Annotated in this window: 21 protein-coding genes; 17 read left to right on the top strand and 4 right to left on the bottom strand. The window is 34.5% G+C overall.

Annotated features, from left to right (window positions below; translation table 11 throughout):
• Positions 1-113 precede the first annotated feature (113 nt).
• Positions 114-1,094: a pyruvate dehydrogenase complex E1 component subunit beta gene (locus ACNQF9_RS05950; RefSeq protein ID WP_417959316.1), complete on the bottom strand. Its 981-nt coding sequence runs from the start codon at positions 1,092-1,094 to the stop codon at positions 114-116.
• Positions 1,095-1,383: 289 nt separating this feature from the next.
• On the opposite strand from ACNQF9_RS05950, the gene ACNQF9_RS05945 reads away from it, so the two are divergent.
• The 5 genes from ACNQF9_RS05945 (at position 1,384) to ACNQF9_RS05925 (ending at position 6,260) form a co-directional block, all read left to right on the top strand.
• Positions 1,384-2,130, top strand: a complete 747-nt coding sequence (locus ACNQF9_RS05945) for an electron transfer flavoprotein subunit beta/FixA family protein (protein WP_417959315.1) — start codon at positions 1,384-1,386, stop codon at positions 2,128-2,130.
• A gap of 101 nt (positions 2,131-2,231) precedes the next feature.
• Entirely contained in the window at positions 2,232-3,200 is a 969-nt protein-coding gene (locus tag ACNQF9_RS05940; protein ID WP_417959314.1) for an electron transfer flavoprotein subunit alpha/FixB family protein, read from the top strand.
• Positions 3,201-3,349: 149 nt separating this feature from the next.
• Positions 3,350-3,979 (top strand): bifunctional nuclease domain-containing protein, encoded by a 630-nt coding sequence (locus ACNQF9_RS05935; protein ID WP_417959313.1) that lies wholly within the window; start codon positions 3,350-3,352, stop codon positions 3,977-3,979.
• A gap of 141 nt (positions 3,980-4,120) precedes the next feature.
• A complete protein-coding gene (locus tag ACNQF9_RS05930; protein ID WP_417959312.1) occupies positions 4,121-5,404 on the top strand; it encodes a metal-dependent hydrolase family protein in 1,284 nt (427 codons plus the stop codon).
• Between the two features lie 31 nt (positions 5,405-5,435).
• The gene (locus ACNQF9_RS05925; RefSeq protein WP_417989829.1) at positions 5,436-6,260 is read left to right on the top strand and encodes a thymidylate synthase; all 825 of its coding nucleotides are present in this window, start codon (positions 5,436-5,438) and stop codon (positions 6,258-6,260) included.
• 24 nt (positions 6,261-6,284) lie between these two features.
• Here ACNQF9_RS05925 and ACNQF9_RS05920 read toward each other — a convergent pair whose 3' ends face one another.
• Positions 6,285-6,581, bottom strand: a complete 297-nt coding sequence (locus ACNQF9_RS05920; protein ID WP_417959310.1) for an isoamylase early set domain-containing protein — start codon at positions 6,579-6,581, stop codon at positions 6,285-6,287.
• Between the two features lie 238 nt (positions 6,582-6,819).
• Here ACNQF9_RS05920 and ACNQF9_RS05915 point away from each other — a divergent pair, with 238 nt between their 5' ends.
• From ACNQF9_RS05915 to porT, 4 genes are all read left to right on the top strand, one after another.
• Complete coding sequence (locus ACNQF9_RS05915) at positions 6,820-7,152, top strand: 2TM domain-containing protein (RefSeq protein ID WP_417959309.1); 333 nt, start codon at positions 6,820-6,822, stop codon at positions 7,150-7,152.
• Between the two features lie 13 nt (positions 7,153-7,165).
• Complete coding sequence (locus ACNQF9_RS05910; protein WP_417989828.1) at positions 7,166-7,648, top strand: dihydrofolate reductase; 483 nt, start codon at positions 7,166-7,168, stop codon at positions 7,646-7,648.
• 599 nt (positions 7,649-8,247) lie between these two features.
• On the top strand, positions 8,248-8,979 hold the full coding sequence (ubiE, locus tag ACNQF9_RS05905; protein ID WP_417989827.1) for a bifunctional demethylmenaquinone methyltransferase/2-methoxy-6-polyprenyl-1,4-benzoquinol methylase UbiE: 732 nt from the start codon (positions 8,248-8,250) through the stop codon (positions 8,977-8,979).
• Positions 8,980-9,002: 23 nt separating this feature from the next.
• A complete protein-coding gene (gene porT / locus ACNQF9_RS05900; RefSeq protein ID WP_417989826.1) occupies positions 9,003-9,707 on the top strand; it encodes a type IX secretion/gliding motility protein PorT/SprT in 705 nt (234 codons plus the stop codon).
• A gap of 46 nt (positions 9,708-9,753) precedes the next feature.
• Here porT and ACNQF9_RS05895 read toward each other — a convergent pair whose 3' ends face one another.
• Positions 9,754-10,479, bottom strand: a complete 726-nt coding sequence (locus ACNQF9_RS05895; protein ID WP_417989825.1) for a TrmH family RNA methyltransferase — start codon at positions 10,477-10,479, stop codon at positions 9,754-9,756.
• Between the two features lie 37 nt (positions 10,480-10,516).
• On the opposite strand from ACNQF9_RS05895, the gene tamL reads away from it, so the two are divergent.
• The 3 genes from tamL to accD all read left to right on the top strand — a co-directional run bounded on the left by tamL (position 10,517) and on the right by accD (position 15,183).
• Positions 10,517-13,084 carry a translocation and assembly module lipoprotein TamL gene (gene tamL, locus ACNQF9_RS05890; protein ID WP_417989824.1) on the top strand — a complete coding sequence of 856 codons (2,568 nt, stop codon included), beginning with the start codon at positions 10,517-10,519 and terminating at the stop codon, positions 13,082-13,084.
• A 61-nt stretch (positions 13,085-13,145) separates the two neighbouring features.
• Positions 13,146-14,213, top strand: a complete 1,068-nt coding sequence (gene fbaA / locus ACNQF9_RS05885) for a class II fructose-bisphosphate aldolase (protein ID WP_417989823.1) — start codon at positions 13,146-13,148, stop codon at positions 14,211-14,213.
• A gap of 115 nt (positions 14,214-14,328) precedes the next feature.
• On the top strand, positions 14,329-15,183 hold the full coding sequence (accD, locus tag ACNQF9_RS05880; RefSeq protein WP_416854355.1) for an acetyl-CoA carboxylase, carboxyltransferase subunit beta: 855 nt from the start codon (positions 14,329-14,331) through the stop codon (positions 15,181-15,183).
• Positions 15,184-15,353: 170 nt separating this feature from the next.
• Here accD and ACNQF9_RS05875 read toward each other — a convergent pair whose 3' ends face one another.
• Positions 15,354-16,604: an ABC transporter permease gene (locus tag ACNQF9_RS05875; protein ID WP_417959301.1), complete on the bottom strand. Its 1,251-nt coding sequence runs from the start codon at positions 16,602-16,604 to the stop codon at positions 15,354-15,356.
• 197 nt (positions 16,605-16,801) lie between these two features.
• Here ACNQF9_RS05875 and purH point away from each other — a divergent pair, with 197 nt between their 5' ends.
• From purH to mrdA, 5 genes are all read left to right on the top strand, one after another.
• The gene (gene purH, locus ACNQF9_RS05870; protein ID WP_417959300.1) at positions 16,802-18,328 is read left to right on the top strand and encodes a bifunctional phosphoribosylaminoimidazolecarboxamide formyltransferase/IMP cyclohydrolase; all 1,527 of its coding nucleotides are present in this window, start codon (positions 16,802-16,804) and stop codon (positions 18,326-18,328) included.
• 53 nt (positions 18,329-18,381) lie between these two features.
• Positions 18,382-19,410 (top strand): rod shape-determining protein, encoded by a 1,029-nt coding sequence (locus ACNQF9_RS05865; protein WP_269686529.1) that lies wholly within the window; start codon positions 18,382-18,384, stop codon positions 19,408-19,410.
• 101 nt (positions 19,411-19,511) lie between these two features.
• Entirely contained in the window at positions 19,512-20,336 is an 825-nt protein-coding gene (gene mreC, locus ACNQF9_RS05860; RefSeq protein ID WP_417989822.1) for a rod shape-determining protein MreC, read from the top strand.
• Complete coding sequence (gene mreD, locus ACNQF9_RS05855) at positions 20,329-20,835, top strand: rod shape-determining protein MreD (protein ID WP_417959298.1); 507 nt, start codon at positions 20,329-20,331, stop codon at positions 20,833-20,835. Before mreC ends, mreD begins: the two co-directional genes overlap by 8 nt.
• Positions 20,832-22,784 (top strand): penicillin-binding protein 2, encoded by a 1,953-nt coding sequence (gene mrdA, locus ACNQF9_RS05850; protein ID WP_417959297.1) that lies wholly within the window; start codon positions 20,832-20,834, stop codon positions 22,782-22,784. The genes mreD and mrdA overlap by 4 nt, the downstream gene beginning before the upstream one ends.

The following is a 22,784-nucleotide window of genomic DNA, read 5'->3' as shown; positions in this document are numbered from 1 at the left end:
CATCAAATAGAAAATTGATGAAGTTTCAAATATAGTTAATTAGAACGTTTGATAATACGGTATTTAGAATCCCAATTGTTAATTTTTATCTAAAACCAAATGCATCAAAACGACTATTTTTTATACATTACTTTTTTAACTGCTTTTACAACATCACCTGCATTTGGCAACCATTCTTTAAGCAATACTGGAGAATACGGTGCTGGTGTATCCGCCGTTGTGATTCGTTGAATAGGCGCATCTAAAAAATCAAAAGCACGTTCTTGAACGATATACGTAATTTCAGAAGCAACACTTGCAAAAGGCCAGGCTTCCTCCAGAACTACCAATCGGTTTGTTTTTCTAACCGAAGTTAAAATTGTCTCATAATCCATCGGACGTACCGTTCTCAAATCAACAATTTCACAAGAGATCCCTTCTTTCGCTAATTCTTCAGCAGCGATATGTGCTTCTTTGATAATTTTTCCAAAAGAAACGATCGTTACATCCGTACCCTCACGTTTAATATCTGCAACTCCAAGTGGAATGGTATATTCACCATCCGGCACTTCCCCTTTGTCACCATACATTTGTTCTGACTCCATGAAAATAACAGGATCATTGTCTCGAATAGCTGCTTTCAACAAACCTTTAGCGTCATAAACCGTAGAAGGAACTACCACTTTAAGACCAGGAGTATTCGCAAACCAGTTTTCTAATGCTTGAGAGTGTGTCGCTCCTAACTGTCCTGCCGAAGCCGTTGGACCACGAAAAACGATTGGCACATTAAATTGCCCACCGGTCATCTGACGCATTTTGGCAGCATTGTTTATAATTTGATCAATCCCTACTAAACAGAAATTAAAAGTCATGTATTCTACAATTGGTCTGCATCCGTTCATGGCAGATCCTACTGCAATCCCTGTAAAACCAAGCTCAGCAATAGGAGTATCGATAACTCTTTTCTCACCAAATTCAGCAAGCATTCCTTTAGATGCTTTATAGGCACCATTATATTCTGCAACTTCTTCACCCATTAAGTATATGGACTCATCGTGACGCATTTCTTCACTCATCGCTTCACAAATGGCCTCTCTAAATTGTATCGTTCTCATATTATATGTTGTATGTGTCTAATTTTCGAAAAGCAAAAATAAATATTTTAAACCACTTAAAAGCATAAATTACTTTAAATTAATCAGGATTTATAGGGATAATTTTTAGGAGCTATTTCCGGCTCTCCGCTGTATCTTCCTGTGGCTAAAGGAACCACAGGAAGGATGCCGCTACTATCCTGGCTACGAAATCGAAATAGTAATCAAAAATATTATGCGCGCATAGTATATTATTCGAATTAATATTTTAAATTTGTAACAGAAATTACGAATAATTAAATATATAAGTATGAAAATATTAGTTTGCATCAGTCACGTTCCTGATACTACTTCAAAAATTAACTTTATCAATGGCGACTCTGAATTTGACACCAATGGGGTACAATACGTAATCAATCCAAATGACGAATTTGGTTTAACCCGTGCCATCTGGTTTCAGGAACAACAAGGCGCAACCGTTACCGTTGTCAATGTTGGAGGACCAGAAACCGAACCCACTTTAAGAAAAGCATTAGCGATAGGTGCTAACGAAGCTATTCGCGTCAATGCCACACCTACTGACGGATTTTTCGTTGCCAAACAACTTGCTGAAGTCATCAAAAACGGCGGTTACGACGTAATCATTGCCGGAAAAGAATCTTTAGATTATAATGGCGGAATGGTTCCGGGAATGATTGCCGGAATTTTAGGATACAATTTCCTGAATTCTTGTACCAACTTGACTGTTGAGGGAACTAACGTAAAAGCCGTTCGTGAAATTGACGGAGGAAAAGAAACCGTTGCTACTACTTTGCCATTAATCATTGGTGGACAAAAAGGATTAGTTGAAGAAAAAGACTTGCGTATTCCAAATATGAGAGGAATTATGACAGCCAGAAGTAAAGTATTAACAATCTTAGAACCAGTAGATGCTACGGTAACTACAAAAGCGGTAAAGTTTGAAAAGCCGGCTCCAAAATCAGCGGTACAATTAATTGCTGCTGACAATTTAGATGAATTAATTAATTTATTACACAACGAAGCGAAAGTAATCTAACCATTATAAAGCCGAATGTCTAAAGTCAAAAGGATATAAGTATACACTGATTTCCCTTCATGCCTTTGGATTTTAAAACTTTAAGACTAAAATAAAAAATTATGTCAATACTAATATATGCGGAATACGCAGAAGGAAAATTTAAAAAAGTAGCTTTTGAATTAGCTTCATATGCAAAAAAAGTAGCTGAAACTCTAGGAACAACAGTTACAGCGGTGACTGTAAATGCTGGGGATGTTTCGGAATTATCAAAATACGGGGTAGACAAAGTATTAAAAGTAAACAACGATAAATTATCCGGATTTACAGCTAAAGCATACGCTGATGTGATCAAACAAGCTGCTCAAAAAGAAAACGTAAAATTAGTTTTACTATCATCCACTACCGATAGTATTTACCTTTCATCTCTTGTTGCAGTAGCTCTAGAAGCCGGATACGCTTCAAATGTTGTTGGATTGCCCGTTTCAACCTCGCCTTTTCAAGTAAAAAGAAATGCTTTTTCAAACAAAGCGTTCAATATCACTGAAATTGCTACAGACGTAAAAGTGCTTGGACTGGCTAAAAATTCATACGGTGTTTTTGAAAATGCTTCTACCTTAATCCAAGAAGATTTTAATCCAACCATTGGAGAAAATGATTTTGGAGTAAAAGTAGAATCCGTAGAAAAAGGATCCGGAAAAGTTTCTATTGCGGATGCAGACATTGTAGTTTCAGCAGGTCGTGGACTAAAAGGTCCCGAAAACTGGGCGATGATCGAAGAATTAGCTTCTGTACTTGGAGCCGCAACAGCATGTTCTAAACCGGTTTCTGATTTGGGATGGAGACCTCATGGGGAGCACGTAGGACAAACGGGAAAACCGGTAGCAACAAATCTATACATAGCTATAGGAATTTCTGGAGCAATACAACACATTGCCGGAATCAACTCTTCTAAAATTAAAGTAGTAATCAACAGTGATCCGGAAGCGCCATTTTTTAAAGTAGCAGACTATGGAGTTGTAGGCGATGCTTTTGAAATTGTCCCTCAATTGATTGAAAAATTAAAAACTTTTAAAGCGCATAATTCATAATTCTAAAAATTCTCTTTAAAAATAATAGCTGCCAAAAAATAAGATATTCGTATCTTTGCTTTTGGGCAGCTTTTTTGTGTACTTTTTTTCATTAAAATCGCACCCTTTTTATCAAAAAAAGTACTTTGTACTTTCCCATAACAACAATTATGAGCTTAGTTAAATTATCCATAAAAGGAATTTCATACAGTCAAACTCAAAACGGAGCTTACGCTTTAATCTTGAATGAGGTTGACGGCGAAAGAAAGTTGCCTATCGTCATAGGCGCTTTTGAAGCCCAATCCATTGCAATTGCATTGGAAAAAGAAATAAAACCGCCACGTCCTTTGACACATGACCTCTTCAAAAATTTTGCGGAACGTTTCGAGATTATCGTTAAACAGGTAATTATTCACAAACTTGTTGATGGTGTTTTTTATTCCAGTATCATTTGCGAAAGAGATAAAATAGAAGAGATTATTGATGCACGAACTTCTGATGCGATAGCTTTGGCCTTGCGTTTTAATGCTCCCATATTTACTTATAAAAACATCTTGGATAAAGCCGGTATATATTTGAAAGCAAATCCTTTAGAACCCAATAAAGACTCTCAGGAAATTGATGATGTCCTTTCTAACCCAGATACATTTGGTCGTGAGGAAGAAAGCAATCAATCCGGAACAACTTATTCCAAACATAGCCTACAGGAATTGAACGAACTATTGGATCAAGCGGTATTGCACGAAGATTACGAAAAAGCAGCAAAGATTAGAGATGAAATTTCGAAGAGAGAATCGTAATTAAAGCTTGATTTGTTATCTCTTGACTAAAACTAGCAGTCATTTTACGTTTTAAATCAATTGATCTTAGATAAAATACGATTGAATTTTGTATTACCCTTTGCTATCCATTTTTACTTACAACTGATATAAAACCAATCTATGAAAACAAAACTTACCCTTGTTGCCGCAACCTTATTTATCTCGACAGTAGTATTTTCTCAAGACTATTATTTACATTGTGGCAAAATTCTAAATACAGTATCCGGTAAAGAACTATCGAACCAAACGATACTTGTTTCTAAAAACAGAATCTTAAAAATACAAGAGGGATTTGTATCTAAAGCCAAACCTGAAGACATTGAAATCGATCTTAAAAATAAATATGTTTTACCAGGCCTTATCGATCTACACGTACATATTGAAGGAGAAAATAACACTAAGAGTTACATGTCTAAATATTTAGATAATGAGGCTGATATTGCATTCCAAGCCGTTCGCTGTGCTGAAATCACGTTACTAGCCGGTTTTACAACCGTACGGGATTTAGGAGGAACCGGAGTAAATATATCTATAAGAAATGCCATTAATAAAGGAATCGTAAAAGGCCCAAGAATATATACTGCAGGGAAATCCATTGCTACAACTGGCGGACATGCGGATCCAACCAATGGAAGCAATAGAAAACTGGTAGGCGATCCAGGACCACATGAAGGCGTAATTAATTCTCCGGAAGAAGCAGTAAAAGCAGTTCGAGAACGCTACAAAGAAGGAGCTGATGTTATTAAAATTACAGCTACAGGCGGAGTTTTAAGTGTTGCTAAAAGCGGCAAGAATCCTCAGTTTTCTTTAGACGAAATAAAAGCCATTACTACAACTGCCAAAGATTACAACATGCTTACGGCAGCCCATGCTCATGGCGATGAAGGAATGCAACGCGCCATTATAGGTGGCATAAAGACCATAGAACACGGTACCTTTATGAGTGAAGAAACAATGGAGTTAATGAAAAAATACGATGCCTATTTAGTACCAACCTTGACTGCGGGAAAAGAAGTAGAGAAAAATGCAGAAATAACTGGTTTTTATCCTGACATTGTAGTGCCAAAAGCTAAAGAAGTGGGACCTCAACTCAAAGCAACATTTGCAAAGGCTTATAAAAAAGGAGTCAAAATTGCTTTTGGAACGGATGCCGGGGTTTTCCCGCATGGTATAAATGCAAAAGAATTTGGCTATATGGTTGAAGCTGGAATGCCTCAACTAGCAGCGATACAATCAGCAACTATTACTAATGCCATGTTATTAGGTATTGGAAATGAAGTGGGACAAATCAAAGAAAACTTTTATGCGGATATCATTGCAGTCGACGAGAATCCTTTGAACACAATCAAAACACTTGAAAATGTTGTTTTTGTAATGAAAGACGGAAAAATATATAAAAATTAAATCCATTATATAATACTATAAAAAAGGCAAAATGAAGCAATATTTAGATTTAGTGCAGCATGTAATGGAAAATGGTTGCCAGAAAGGAGATCGCACAGGAACAGGAACAAAAAGTGTCTTTGGGTACCAAATGCGTTTTGATTTGAATGAAGGTTTCCCAATGGTCACTACCAAAAAGTTACACCTGAAATCTATTATCTACGAATTGCTTTGGTTTTTAAAAGGCGATACAAATATTAAGTACCTTCAAGAAAACGGGGTTAAAATTTGGGATGCTTGGGCTGATGCCAATGGCGATTTAGGACCTGTTTACGGACACCAATGGCGCAACTGGAATAGTGAAGAAATTGATCAAATCTCAGAATTGATTATAGAACTAAAAACCAATCCTAACAGTCGCAGAATGTTAGTTTCGGCATGGAATCCTTCGGTTCTTCCAGACACTACAAAATCATTTGATGAAAATGTAGCCAACAACAAAGCGGCGTTGCCGCCTTGCCACGCTTTCTTCCAGTTTTATGTTTCTGAAGGCAAATTATCGTGTCAGTTGTACCAGCGAAGTGCTGACCTTTTCTTAGGCGTTCCTTTTAACATTGCTTCCTATGCATTACTCACCATGATGATTGCTCAGGTTTGCGACTTGGAACCAGGCGAATTCATCCACACTTTTGGTGATGCACACATTTACAACAATCATTTTGAACAACTCGAATTGCAATTGTCTCGTGAGCCAAAACCATTGCCTAAAATGATTTTGAATCCCAATATAAAAGACATCTTCGCATTCAATTTTGACGATTTCACGCTCGAAGGCTATGAACCACATGCCTTGATAAAAGGCAGTGTTGCGATATAACGCAATAAAAAAACGGTGTTTTAGCTAAACTACTAAAACACCGTTTTCATTTCCTGCAAACTCATTCCATTTGAAAGAATCTGCTTCTGGCTCATTTACGAATGTGCCATCAATAACGTATTTGAATTCATAGGCTGCATCTTTGTTTACATCGAATACTCCTTTGAAAGTACCATTTTTCAATTTACTCAAAGCACCTTCAGCAACATTCCAATTATTGAAATCTCCCACAACAGAGGCTTCACTCGCTTCTTTAGCCGCTACAGAAAAAGTAACTTTACAAACTGGCTTTGTTTTTATAAATTGTTTTTTAATTGCCATAACTAATTCATTTATAGGTTTATGAAACAAAGTACGTAAAACATTTCGGACTTTCAACAAGCTTTTAGAAGATTTAATGTAAAACTACAAACTATGTTAATTTTTAAATAATTTAATAATTTAAACAACGCAATATTTACTATTCAAAAAAGAGAAAACGTTTTCTCTATAAATAATCCAGAGCCACAATACTGACTTTCCAAAATAAATTTTATCTTTATAAACTAAAACTGAATCGATGGAAAAAGAATTACACGAACAATATGAGTATGCGAGAAGAAGAATAAAGCAAAAAAAGCGCCTGTATTTTCATTTTGTTCTTTTCGTTTTAGGAAGTTTATTACTTTTTGTGGCACACAATTTCCTTGATAGTATTGTAGTCTCCAATTGGTATCTTTGGATAATTACTCTATGGCTGTTCCTATTTATATTGCATTTTATAAAAATTTTCATCACCGATCGTTTTATGAATAAAGATTGGGAAAGAGAGCAAATAGACCGACTTGTCGCTTTGCAAAAAAAGAAAGTGGACCAGTTAGAGACACAAGTATCTAACGACGAAAACAAATAATAGCACATCAGTTATGATAATAATGATTGCGGCCGTAGCCGAAAACAATGCACTTGGAAAAGACAATAAATTAGTCTGGCATTTACCAAATGATTTTAAACGATTCAAATCACTTACAACAGGCCATCATATTGTAATGGGCAGAAAAACATTTGAAAGTTTTCCGAAACCATTGCCTAACAGAACGCATATTATAATCACCCGACAAAAAGACTATCAAGCGGAAGGATGTATTATTGTTGACAATATTGAAAAAGCAATACAAACCTGTCCCAAGGAAGAAATTTCATTTATTATAGGTGGTGGTGAAATATATAAATTAGGACTTCCTTACACGGATAAAATAGAAATTACAAGAGTACATAACAACTTTGAAGCTGACGCTTATTTCCCAGAAATCAATGAAGAAGAATGGAAGATGGTAACATCTAATTTTAATGAGAAGGACGAAAAACATCTCTTCGATTACACCTATCAGACTTTCATCCGAAAATAAACAAAAAAACATCCTTTTTACGGGATGTTTTTTTTAACCATTGATTTAGAGAAATGAACTACTCTTGAAAGAGTATTTGATAACATAAAATAAAAATTACAAATACTAGTAACACTCCAGAAATGGAGATTATAATATTTGATGTTTTTTGAGAATACATCTCAAAAAAACCTTTAGTACCAAATACCACGAAGGTACTAAAGACGAAAAAAATTAAAATTTCCAAAAACAAATTTAATCCTAAGAACGTATGTTGCGCTTTAACTACAATACTGCTATGTAAAACAATATTTTCAAAACAGCTAACAAGAACAAATGAGATAATTAGCGCTAAAAATATCCATTTGATTTGGTTCATTGATTCTCTTTTAATCATCTAACATGGTTATTTTCTTGAATAACAAATTTGTATAAATAAAACTGGAGTTACAATACCCACTTTTAGTGATATTTCAAATAAAAGTGAATTTTATTCTTTTGGTTGTTGCGGTACTATTAAATCGAAACCACTTTTTTAAAATAGCACTAAACTTAATTCTAATTTTTGAAACTCATTTTTAGTTGATCAAGTTTATCTTATATTTGTACAAACTAAAAAAATGTCAGAAAAGATAACACCCTATAAAGATTCTACCTTAGGCAAAAAAGAACAGGTTGCACAAATGTTTGATACTATTTCCGGAAACTATGACAACTTAAACCGCGTCATTTCTTTCGGTATTGATATAAAATGGCGTAAAAAAGTATTGCAAATAGTTTCAAAGTCAAACCCGAAGATTATTCTGGACATTGCTACTGGAACTGGAGATTTAGCCATTTTAATGGCACAAACCAATGCTGAAAAAATAATTGGGTTAGATATTTCAGCCGGAATGCTGGAAGTAGGCGAAAAGAAAATTATAGCTAAAAATCTTTCAAACACTATTGAAATGATTTTAGGTGATTCTGAAAACATGCCCTTTGAAGATAATTATTTTGATGCAATTACAGTTGCTTTTGGCGTTAGGAATTTTGAAACACTCGAAAAAGGATTAGCGGAAATTTTAAGAGTTTTAAAACCAAATGGCGTGTTTGTAATCCTAGAAACCTCAGTACCAGACAAAACGCCTTACAAACAAGGGTATACGTTTTACAGTAAGAATATCCTCCCATTAATAGGAAAATTATTCTCTAAAGATAATGTCGCTTATGGGTATTTATCAGAATCCGCAGCTGCATTCCCTTATGGCGAAGCTTTAAACAATATTTTGAAGAAAACTGGGTTTATAGATGTTGTTGCTTTACCACAAACTTTTGGTGTGGCTACGATATATTCTGCATCTAAAAAATAACACTCCACATTTTCAACTCCAATATGAGAAAAATAATTGTCTTACTTTTTTTTGCTTTTATTCTAAAGGGATACGCTCAGAACTCTAAAAATATATTTAGTAATGATCCCATCATCAATTTGGAAAATTTTCAAAAAAAAAGGGTCTACTATGGGTTCTATTTAGGATTCAATTCCTACGATTTTAAGATCGATTATAAAACTCAAACCCCGGATATTTTTGTCAAAAAAACTACTGGTTTCAATGTTGGGATTATTGGTGACTTAAAACTTCAAGAATACATTAACTTGCGATTTGAACCCGGATTGTATTATACTAAGAGAGAATTATTTTACCCTAATTTCACAAACAGCGGCGATGCGCTCAGGGAAGTTAATAGTACCTATATTCATTTACCTTTGCTACTAAAGCTTTCCTCCCTCAGAACTGGAAACATCCGTCCCTATGCCTTGGGAGGATTATCGGCTACTTTAAACTTGTCCAGCAATTCAAAATTGATGGATGATAATTTACAGCAACGTTTTCGAGTAAAATCATGGACTCCTAATTATGAGTTGGGTTTTGGAATCGACCTTTTTTCAGAATATTTCATCTTTTCACCATCAATAAGAGGGGTATTTGGATTAAATGATGAATTAATCCGAGACAACGATCCTAACAGTCCTTGGACAGGAAATATTGAATCGCTAAAAACCAGAGCTATTTTTATCAATTTTTCTTTCCATTAAATCTATTAATGCATTGTGTCTGCTGGAAGCTGGTATTACAAAAACATCAACCTCTACAAAACTCACTTAAAACGATCGCAGTGGCAGTAGCAACGTTCAGACTTTCTGTTTTTTGAACATGCCCAAAACGAGGAATTGCTAATTTAATTTTTACTAATTTTTCAAGTTCTGCTGATATTCCATTGGCTTCATTGCCCATAATTATAATTCCTTTTTGTGGCAAAACAGTTTTATAAATGTTAGCTCCATCCATAAAAGTACCAATTACTGGTAAATCTGTTTGTCCAACAAAAGTGTTCAAATCAATATAATTCACATTGACTCTAGCTATAGATCCCATAGTGGCCTGCACCACTTTTGGATTATAAACATCCACCGTTTCTGTTGAACACACAACTTGTTGTATTCCAAACCAGTCACACAAACGCAATATCGTCCCTAAATTTCCAGGATCTCTGATCGAATCAAGAGCCAAAATCAAAGGTGCTTCAAGTATTGGCTTTTCTTCAGGAATTTTGAAAATTGCTAAACAAGAATTAGGCGTAGCCAACGCACTGATTTTTTTTAAATCAGCTACTTGAATAACCGTTTTCATAAGATTAGATACTGCTTCAAAATCATTTTTGGTAGTATACAAATGTTCCAATTCAAAATTAGAATCCAGCAATTCCTGAATTCCTTTTACGCCTTCGGCAAAAAATAATTTAGTAGCTATTCTATATTTTTTTTGCTGTAAACTCGTTATAAGTTTTATTTGGTTTTTACTAACCATAAAATAATGTACTTTTGAATTAAATATTTTAGAACACTTGAAAAAAATTTCCACAAAAATAACAGCATTTATTCTAATTGCAACACTAATTTGTGCTTGCAATGCTGTAAAAAGAGTTCCAGAAGGCAAATTGCTACTTACAAAAAATGAAATTTCAGTAAATAACAAAACTATTAAAGACGAAAACGTCATTAATCAATTGTATCAAAAACCAAATAGTACTTTGCTGGGGTATCGCTTACGATTGAATCTTTACAACTTAGCCAATCTAAACCCAGACTCAACCTATCAAGCAAAATTTGCTAATAATCCAGAAAAATTTAAAAGAAAATCAAAATGGCTTTCTGAAAAACAAGTAAATCGGCTGGGCAAATCATTCTGGTATCGTGGGATACATGATTTCTTGAAAAGAACTGGAGAACCTCCCATAATCATTGATAAAGAAAGAAGTGATAAATCACTACTGCGATTGAATTACTATTATTTCAACAATGGTTATTTTAATGTAAAATCAGCTTACCAGATTGACACTTTAAGCATTAAAAAAGCTAAGATTAAATACGCGATCATTCCTGGAAATGCGTACTTTTTAGATTCATTACGAACAAGTATTCTGACCCCAGCGTTAGACTCTTTGTACCAAACTAATAAATCCAGCACCTTTATAAAATCCGGACAACAATATAAAACCGATGATTTTGAGAATGAAAAAAACCGAATTACCACTCATTTTAGAAACAATGGAGTGTATTATTTTCAACCCAATTATGTAACTTTTGACATTGATACCATAAAAAAAGTAAATCAGGCGAATATCAATTTGATGATTAATAATTACTCGTATCAGGAAGGCGATTCTACCAGAACGGAACCTTTCAAAATATACAAAATAAGTGATGTAAATATTTATACCGATTACTCTCCCAGTAATAATGCGTTAAAGATTACTGATAGCACCACTTATAAAAACTTTCATCTTTATAGTCAGGAAAAATTAAAATACAAACCAAAAGCGATAACAAACGCTATTTTCATAACAAAAGGAAGCTTGTATGCCGATAATAAAACCGTTTTAACAACGCGCTACTTGAATAATCTTAAAATATTCAACTATCCATCCATACAATATGAAGTTGATAAAAGAGATACTACTGCTCAGTCTTTGATTGCCAAAGTCTATTTGACACCAAGAAAAAAATATAGTTTCGGAACAACCCTGGATGTTACCCACTCAAACATTCAGGATTTTGGTATTGGTTTGAGTGTGTCTGAGACTATAAGAAACGTATTTAATGGTGCGGAAACTCTAGAAATAGCAGCGCGGGGTAATGTAGGCTCATCAAAAGATTTAGCGAATCCAAGAAATAATTTTTTCAATGTTTCTGAGTATGGATTGGATTTAAAACTAAACATCCCTCGTATTTTGATGCCGTTTAATACCGATAAAATTATCGCTAAAAGCATGATCCCTTCCACACTTATTACCGTTGGTTTTGCAAAACAAAGAAATATAGGATTGGATAAAGAGAATTTTACAGGAGCGCTTTCTTACAATTGGACTCCCAAAATAAATCATACCGCAAGATTTGATCTTTTTAACACTCAGTTTGTACGCAATCTAAACCCTAAAAACTATTTTAATGTATATGGATCTTCCTATAATGCATTAAATGAATTAAGCAAAGAATACAATACAAATCCTGCTTATTATAACAATGCAACAGATAAAGATTTGCTAGTTGAACAAGGAACGATTGGTTTTACAAATGATGTCCTTACTGGTAATGGGTCCTTTCTAAAACCATTAGAACCTACCGATATTCAAGCCGTAAGAAGTATTGAGGAACGAAGAATGAGACTTACAGAGAACGATTTTATTTTAGCCACCAGTTTTACTTTTTCAAAAACAACAAAAAAAGATCTAACTGATAATACTTTTTATCTTTTTAAAACTAAAATAGAATCTGCAGGAACTCTTTTATCTGCTTTTGCAAAAACGACCAATCAGAAAAAAAACTTCAGTGGGAATTATGAAATATTCAACTTGGAATATTCCGAATATATAAAAACAGAATTTGATTATATTAAACATTGGGATCTATCCAAAGAAAAAATATTCGCATTCAGATCCTTCTTTGGAATTGCCATTCCCTTTGGAAACTCAAATTACATTCCTTTTTCAAGAAGTTATTTTTCAGGCGGATCCAATGACAACAGAGCATGGCAACCTTACGGTTTAGGACCAGGAAGCAGCGGTGCTTTGGATGATTTTAATGAAGCAAACATGAAAATTGCTATTAGCGGCGAGTTTCGATTTAAACTTCTAGGCAGTTTAAAAGGCGCTGTTTTTGCTGATGCGGGCAATATTTGGAATGTACTGGATAATGTAGTCGATGAAAAATCAACATTTACGAGCTTTAGCGACTTAAAAGACATGGCATTGGGTACAGGTTTTGGAATCCGATACGATTTGAGTTTTTTCGTAATTCGTTTTGATTTAGGATTCAAAACCTACAATCCGGCCAATGAAACTAACAAAAGATGGTTTAGAGAATACAACTTTGCAAACTCCGTTTTAAATTTTGGAATAAATTATCCGTTCTAATGCTAATTAATTCTTATTTTTGCAAAACTAAAAACTAAAAAAAACAACTAAAAAAAGTACAATGGCACACAACATAAAACCAGGCGTAGCTACAGGAGATCAGGTTCAGGAAATTTTTAATTATGCTAAAGAAAAAGGATTTGCACTTCCGGCAGTAAATGTTACGGGATCAAATACTATCAATGGTGTTCTTGAAACTGCCGCAAAACTAAACGCTCCGGTAATCATTCAATTTTCTAATGGTGGAGCACAATTTAACGCTGGAAAAGGACTTTCGAATGTAGGCGAAAAAGCTGCTATCGCTGGTGGTATAGCTGGTGCATTACATATTCATACTTTGGCGGAAGCTTACGGAGCAACTGTAATTTTACATACCGATCATTGTGCAAAAAAATTATTACCTTGGATTGACGGTTTATTAGATGCTTCAGAAGCACATTTTGCTAAAACTGGAAAGCCATTGTTCTCCTCCCACATGATTGATTTATCTGAAGAGCCAATCGAGGAAAACATCAAAATTTGCAAAGGCTATTTAGAAAGAATGAGCAAAATGGGAATGACACTTGAAATCGAACTTGGAATCACAGGTGGTGAAGAAGATGGTGTAGACAATTCAGATGTTGATAGTTCAAAATTATACACCCAACCGGAAGAAGTTGCTTACGCCTATGAAGAACTTTCTAAAGTAAGCCCAAGATTTACTATTGCTGCTGCTTTTGGAAATGTTCATGGGGTTTACAAGCCCGGAAATGTGAAATTGACTCCAAAAATCTTGAAAAACTCTCAGGATTTTGTTCAAAATAAATTCAACACAGGACACAATCCAGTAGATTTTGTTTTCCATGGTGGTTCTGGTTCTACATTGGAAGAAATCAGAGAAGGTATTAGCTACGGTGTCATAAAAATGAATATTGATACTGATTTGCAATTTGCATTTACGGAAGGTATTCGTGATTACATGGTTAAAAATATTGACTATTTAAAAACTCAAATTGGCAACCCAGAAGGAGCTGATGTACCAAATAAAAAACATTACGATCCAAGAAAATGGTTGCGTGAAAGTGAAGTTACTTTCAATACAAGACTTGAGCAAGCATTTGCTGACTTGAACAACGTGAATACATTATAAAAATAGTGGTCAGTTTTCAGTTTTTAGTGTTCAGTTCTCAAATGCTGATAATGGAACACTAAAACTGATTACAAAACACTGGATACCTAATTACTGAACACTGAATACTTGAAAAATGGCTTGGTTTAAAAGAAAAGAAAAAGGGATTACTACTGCTACCGAAGACAAAATGGACATTCCAAAAGGGCTTTGGTACAAATCTCCAACTGGAAAAATTATTGATGCCGACGAACTAGCTCGGAACTTATTTGTAAGTCCCGAAGATGGTTTTCATGTTAGAATAGGGAGTGCCGAATATTTTCAGATCTTATTTGACAACAATGAATTTGTTGAACTAGATAAAAACATGACTTCTAAAGATCCTTTGCATTTTGTGGACACTAAAAAATATGCAGACCGATTAAAAGATGTAATGGAGAAAACCAAACTTAAGGATGCAGTGCGCACAGGAGTGGGGAAATCTAAAGGAAAAGATGTGGTGATCTGCTGTATGGACTTTGCCTTTATTGGAGGATCCATGGGAGCTGTCGTGGGAGAAAAAATCGCAAGAGGAATTGACCACGCTATTCAAAACAAGTTACCATTTGTAATGATTTCTAAATCTGGTGGAGCAAGAATGATGGAAGCTGCTTATTCATTAATGCAATTAGCTAAAACATCTGTAAAACTGGCTCAGCTAGCCGAAGCAAAACTACCTTACATTTCATTGTGTACAGACCCTACAACAGGAGGAACAACTGCGTCTTATGCCATGCTGGGAGACATCAACATTTCTGAACCCGGAGCACTCATTGGATTTGCCGGACCTAGAGTAGTAAGAGACACTACTGGTAAAGATTTACCGGAAGGCTTTCAAACTGCAGAGTTTCTTCTTGAACATGGTTTCTTAGACTTTATTACACCCCGAAAAGAATTGAAAGACAAGATTAACTTGTACATCGATTTGATTCAAAATAACAATATCAGATAAATGAAAATCCCGAGCAATCGGGATTTCTCATTTAAAATAAATAAATATTACTTTAACCCGATAGTACCAAAAACAGCTTCCAAAAATAGTAGAAACAATTTGTTACATTTTTATTGAGATTACGTATTCGGAAAACAGCATTTTCACTACGAGCATGAATACAACTCTGATTACATTCCAGTTCTAATGGCCTCTACAGGGTCTAATTTAGACGCAGCGATAGCAGGAAGTATTCCAGAGATCAATCCTATTATTGCGGCCAATCCGGTTCCTAAAATAATATTTCCCATCCCCAAGACGAATTCAAAATCTAATGCTTTCGTTAAAACTACCGAAATAATCCAAACTAATAAAAGTCCAATTACCCCTCCGATAACGGAGAGGATAACCGCTTCAAATAAAAACTGAAACAATATAAACCTATTTTTGGCCCCTAGCGATTTTTGAATTCCAATTAAGCTAGTCCGTTCTTTTACAGAAACAAACATGATATTAGCTATCCCGAAACCACCCACTAGTAATGAAAAACCACTAATCACCCAACCCACAAGATTCATTTGACCCAAAATACCATCGATAAGATCCGTGAAACCAGAAAATACATTAATAAAAAAATTATCTATTTCTCCTGCTTTTAAACCTCTAAAACTCCTTAATTTTTGAGAAATCTCGCCTTTGTAGGCCTCCATATCTACCCCTTTTTGTGGTTTTAAAATAATAACATTAGTTAGAGAAGTATTATTATCTCCATACAATTGTCGAACGAAGTTTACTGGAATATAAGCTGATGTATCATTACTGTCACCAAACAAACCGGAGCCTTCTTTTTTTAAAACGCCAATTACGGTAAAGCGTTTTCCATACAAACGTACATTTTTACCAATAGGTTCCGATTCTTCAAACAAGGATTTTGCAATTTCGTTTCCTAAAACAATGACCGTAGCACCCGAATTGGCTTCAGATTCATTATAAAATCGTCCTTTTTCAAATTCTAGACCCTGTATATCGATAAACTCATGAGAAACTGGAACAATATTCACATCACTAACCGTCTTTGAATCATACTTGATGGATTCCCTTCTAGTAAATATTTGGTAGCTCATTTGCTCCGTATTAGTCATCGCCCCTTTCATATACGTGTATTCATCGTATTTTACATTAGGGAACTGCTCTCTTTTCCATTGCGGAATATCAGAAGGGCCAAAAGAAAACTTCATCAAGTAAATGGTGTTTTTATCTAAACTACTCAAATCTTTAGTGATTTTTCTATCTAAGGAATCTACCGCCGCAAGTACTGCTATAATCGAAAAAATTCCAATTGTAACGCCTAATAAAGAAAGCAAGGTTCTTAACTTATTATTTTGCAAGGCACTCATAGCAAAACCAAAACTCTCTTTTAATAATCTTAGGTAAACTAACATACAATCTATTTTGTGTTAAAGTAAAATTCTATAAATATTATTCAAAAACCTAATGAATAATTGTTTGGTTATACTTATGGTCTATTATTTTTTATCCATCCATGAAATTGCAATAAAATTTACAATTATCTCAATTTCAAATGGCTTAATTTTAACATTAAAAAACTATTTTTGCATTTTATAATTATAACTACATAATGAGCACAACTAAAAAAATTCAATCGGCATTAATCTCAGTCTTTTCGAAAGAAGGATTGGAACCTATAGTAAGACAACTAAACAGTCAAAATGTTACACTTTATTCTACTGGAGGAACAGAGGATTTCATAAAAAATTTAGGGATTCCTGTAATTCCTGTTGAAGATGTGACTTCTTACCCTTCCATTTTAGGTGGTAGAGTAAAAACATTACACCCAAAAGTCTTCGGAGGAATACTAAATCGCCAAGATAATGAGAGTGATGTACAACAAATGCAAGAGTTTAACATTCCACAAATTGATTTGGTCATTGTTGACCTATATCCTTTTGAGAAAACGGTTGCATCAGGAGCTACTGAAGCAGATATAATTGAAAAGATAGATATTGGTGGTATTTCTTTAATTCGTGCTGCCGCAAAAAATTTCAAGGACACCGTAATCGTAGCGTCGGTTGATCAATACCCTTTACTACTAGATTTGATTACAGAGCAAAATGGCGCAACAACTTTGGAAGACAGAAAATTATTGGCTACAAAAGCATTTCATGTTTCGTCCCACTATGATACTGCTATCTTTAACTACTTCAACAAAGATGAAACCATTTATAAAGAAAGTATTGCCAATGGCCAAGTTTTAAGATATGGTGAAAACCCACATCAAAAAGGATTTTTCTTTGGTGACTTTGACGCGATGTTCAAAAAAGTTCATGGAAAAGAATTATCGTACAACAACTTATTGGATGTAGACGCTGCGGTAAATTTGATTAATGAATTCAAAAATGACGGTCCTACATTTGCCATATTAAAACACAATAACGCTTGCGGGCTAGCATCAAGAGCAAGCATTACCGAAGCTTATTTAGCCGCATTGGCGTGTGATCCTACTTCCGCTTTTGGAGGTGTTTTGATTTCCAATACCAAAATTGATATTGCAACTGCCACAGAAATAAACAAATTGTTTTGCGAGGTCGTAATTGCTCCGGAATATGATGATGAAGCTACGGCTATTTTACAAGAAAAGAAAAACCGAATCATATTAGTGCAAAACGAGGTTGCATTACCGCAAAAACTAGTACGAACTTGCTTGAATGGGATTTTAGTTCAGGAAAGAAACAACATCACTGACAATAAAGAAGCCTTAAGAACCGTTACAATACATACGCCTACAGAACAAGAAATTCAAGATTTAATATTTGCGTCTAAAATTTGTAAAAACACAAAATCCAACACGATTGTTTTTGCTAAAAACGGCACACTTATTGCTTCTGGCACAGGACAAACATCACGAGTTGATGCCTTGCTACAAGCTATAGAAAAAGCTAAAAATTTTGGATTTGATTTGCATGGAGCGTCAATGGCAAGTGATGCATTTTTTCCTTTTCCCGATTGTGTGGAAATAGCTAAAAATGCCGGAATAACTGCCGTAATTCAGCCTGGAGGCTCAATAAAAGACGAATTGAGCATCAATTATTGCAACGAAAATAAAGTTGCAATGGTATTTACAGGAACTCGTCATTTTAAACATTAATTTGTTTAACTTTGTCCGTCACAAATTTATAACTTTTAACCCTTAAAAAACTTATGGGATTTTTTGATTTCATGACCGAGGATATTGCGATAGACCTTGGTACCGCTAATACTTTAATCATTCATAATGATAAAGTCGTAATTGACAGCCCTTCAATAGTAGCTCGCGATAGAGTTTCGGGCAAAATCATTGCTGTTGGTAAAGAAGCCAACATGATGCAGGGTAAAACACATGAAAACATTAAAACAATAAGGCCTTTAAAAGACGGTGTAATTGCTGATTTTGATGCTTCAGAAAAAATGATCAGTATGTTTATAAAAAGCATACCAGCATTGAAAAAAAGAATGTTTACTCCAGCATTAAGAATGGTTGTTTGTATTCCATCTGGTATCACTGAAGTAGAGATGAGGGCAGTTAAAGAATCTTGTGAAAGGGTAAATGGTAAAGAAGTATATTTAATACACGAACCTATGGCAGCAGCTATAGGAATAGGTATTGACATTATGCAACCTAAGGGAAATATGATTGTTGACATCGGTGGGGGAACAACTGAAATTGCAGTAATCGCTCTAGGCGGAATTGTTTGTGACAAATCAGTTAAAATTGCCGGCGATGTATTTACCAATGACATCGTTTATTACATGCGTACCCAACACAACCTTTTTGTTGGAGAAAGTACTGCTGAAAAAATAAAAATACAAATTGGTGCCGCAATAGAAGATTTAGAAACTCCTCCCGAAGACATGTCAGTTCAAGGTAGAGATTTACTTACCGGTAAACCGAAGCAAGTTGAAGTTTCGTATAGAGAAATTGCCAAAGCACTTGACAAATCGATACAACGAATTGAAGATGCTGTAATGGAAACTTTATCTCAAACACCCCCAGAATTAGCGGCCGACATTTACAATACCGGTATCTATCTTGCTGGTGGGGGATCAATGCTTAGAGGTTTAGACAAAAGAATTTCGCAAAAAACAGATTTACCTGTTTATATTGCCGAAGATCCATTGAGAGCTGTTGTAAGAGGAACAGGTATGGCACTTAAAAATATCGTGAAATTTAAAAGTATCCTTATAAAATAACCAAAAAATAAATTCTAAATTCCAATTTTTACTTTTGATTATTAAAAAGAAGAATTTAGAATTTACTTTTTTTTGAATTATTTAATATTTAATTTTATACAATGCAGCAAATATTTAATTTTATTTTTAAAAACAGTAACAGAATACTGTTTTTGCTGCTTTTGGGTATCTCGTTATCACTCACGATTCAATCCCATTCCTTCCACAGAAGTAAAATAATAAGTTCCGCTAATTTTTTAAGTGGTGGTGTTTATGAAAGGGTGAATAATCTAAATGAGTATTTGAATCTAAAAACTCAAAATGATGCACTTGCTATTGAAAATGCTAAACTAAAAAGCCTTCTATTTAATAGTAAAGACACTACTGCCGTTAAAACATTAGACAGTTTAAAAGGCGTAAAACCTGAAGACATACTAGTGTCAAAAGTGATTCACAATTCTTATAATGTCTATGAAAATTACCTCACATTAAATTCTGGCGAAATAGACGGCGTGAGGCCAGATATGGGAGTGATTAACAGTTTAGGCATCGTAGGGATAATTGAAAACACCTCCCCAAAATATTCTACTGTAATAAGCATCCTGAATAAAAGATCTCAAATCAATGCCAAAATTAAAAAATCAGATCATTTCGGTTCGTTAAACTGGAATGGCAAGAGTACTGGCTTTGTTCAATTAACAGATCTTCCCCGATTAGCATTAATAAAAATTGGAGACACTATTGTGACCGGAGGACAGTCCGTTATTTTTCCAGAAAACATCAACATTGGTACTATCGCTAAAATTTACAGAGACACACAAACCAATTATTACACACTGGATGTAAAACTTTTTAACGACATGACAAATTTAGGCCATGTTTACATCATAAAAAGTAAAGATCGTGAAGAAATTACTAATTTAGAAAAAAAAGAAAAGGATGAATAGCACCTTGTTAGTCAATATTTTCCGATTTATTCTGTTGTTAGCACTTCAAATCATTATCTTCAATAACATGAATTTCTTGGGCTATATCAGTCCATTTCCATATATACTATTCATAATACTGTATCCTGTAAATGGAAATAAATCAGGCTTGGTAGCGGCTAGCTTCTTGCTTGGACTTATCATGGATCTGTTTACTAATTCCGGAGGAACACATGCGACGGCATGTTTAGTTTTAGCTTATATCAGACCTTCCATCTTTAAATTTGCATTTGGTCTGAGTTATGAATATCAAACCATAAGATTAAATGATGTTCTAACACCGCAACGCTTTTCATTTATATTACTTTCGGTAGTACTACATCACTTTACCTTATTTTTATTGGAAGCATTCCAATTGACCTTTATACTAGACACTTTAATAACTACATTATTAAGCACTGTATTCACAATCGTTATTTGCATTATCATAATATACCTCATTAAGCCAAACAAAAGATGAGAAAAGTCTTGTTGCCTTCCTTAATCATTCTTGCTACTACTTTACTTGTAATGCGAATCTTTTATTTGCAAGTGGTTGACGACACTCTAAAATTAAAATCCGAAAATAACGCTATTAAAAAAAAATATGAGTATCCGGAACGGGGCTATATTTATGACCGCAAAGGAAAGTTATTAGTTGCTAATCAGGCTTCTTATGACATCATGGTAATACCTCGAGAAGTAAAAAAAACAGATACTTTAGAATTTTGCCAGTTGCTGAATATTACTAAAGAAGATTTTATTAAAAAAATTGAAAAAGCGAAGGTTTACAGTCCACGCTTACCGTCTGTTTTTCTATCGCAGTTAAATAAAAGCGAATTTGCAGCTTTTCAAGAGAAAATAAGAAAATACGAAGGATTTTATTTTCAAAAGCGTTCTCTTCGTGATTATGAAGTTGGTTTTGGCGCTAATGTTTTTGGATTTATTACTCAAGTAAACGAAAAATTAGTTGAAAAAAACCCATACTATAATAGTGGTGATTTAATAGGAAGACAAGGTGTTGAAGAGAGTTATGAAGATCTTTTACGTGGAGTAAAGGGAGTAAAGTATTTTCAGAAAGATAAATACAATCGTGAAATTGGCTCCTACAAAGATGGAAAATACGATACTATTGCAGTTCAAGGCGAAGATATCAATCTAACAATAGATGCTGAATTGCAAAAATATGGTGAGGAATTAATGATCAATAAAAGAGGTGGAATTGTTGCCATTGAACCTAGGACGGGAGAAATTCTGGCATTGGTTACTGCGCCATCTTATGACCCTTCTATATTAGTGGGGAGACAACGCTCAAAAAATTATACTGAATTATACCGTGATTCCATTGCAAAACCGCTATATGATAGAGGTTTATTAGCCGAGTATCCTCCTGGGTCACCTTTCAAAATTTTAACCGGACTTGTTGCATTGCAAGAAGGTGTAATAGATGCAAACACAACCGTTAGTTGCAACCGTGGTTTTAGCTATGCACGAGGGCGATTCATGCGATGTCATTGTAGAGGTGGTAGCCTTCAGTTGCATAGAGGAATTTATGAATCTTGTAATTCCTATTTTGCTACAGCTTACATGAAAACAATAAACAAATATACTAAACCCGCACAAGCGGTAGATGTTTGGAGTAACCATATAAAAAGTTTTGGTCTAGGACAATTTATGGGCTATGATCTACCAACTGGTAAAAAAGGAAAAGTCCCCGATTCAAAAACATACAAACGCATATACCCGAATGGCGGATGGAGAAGCACCACTATCGTTTCTAATTCAATTGGTCAAGGTGAAGTCGTGATGACGCCTATTCAGTTAGCTAATATGATGGCAACAATCGCTAATGAAGGCTATTATTTTACCCCTCATATTATCAAAAGAATAGAAGGCCAAAGCATTGATAAAAAATTCACAACCAAGCATGTAACTACAATTGAGAAAAGACACTTCAAACCTATAATTAGTGGTTTATTTGACGTTTACAATATGGGAACCGCAAGTGCTCTTAAAGTGGAAGGAATTGATATTTGTGGCAAAACAGGAACGGCAGAAAATTTCGCTAAAATTGGTGGTAAAAGAGTCCAACTTAAAGACCATTCCATATTTGTTGCTTTTGCTCCAAAAGACAATCCTAAAATTGCTATTGCTATTATGGTTGAGAATGGAGGGTTTGGTGCAACAATAGCAGGACCTATAGCAAGTTTGATGATTGAAAAATACCTAAGACAAAAAATTACCAGACTTGATTTAGAAAAAAGAATACTTGCAACCAGCCTACAAAGTCAATATGCAAAATTAGGCGGACTTTCTGAAGCGGTAAAATTACAATTAAGAATTAGTGATTCTCTTCTAAAAAAGAAAACAATAATTCCCAATTTAAAAGTAAAAATTGATTCCACCAAAGAGAAAAAACAAGTTATTTAA

This window comes from Flavobacterium amylolyticum (assembly GCF_048284335.1).
In the GTDB taxonomy this organism is placed as follows: Bacteria; Bacteroidota; Bacteroidia; order Flavobacteriales; family Flavobacteriaceae; genus Flavobacterium.
The sequence above is the reverse complement of the archived record's forward strand: the minus strand, read 5'-3'. Positions and strand labels throughout refer to the sequence as shown.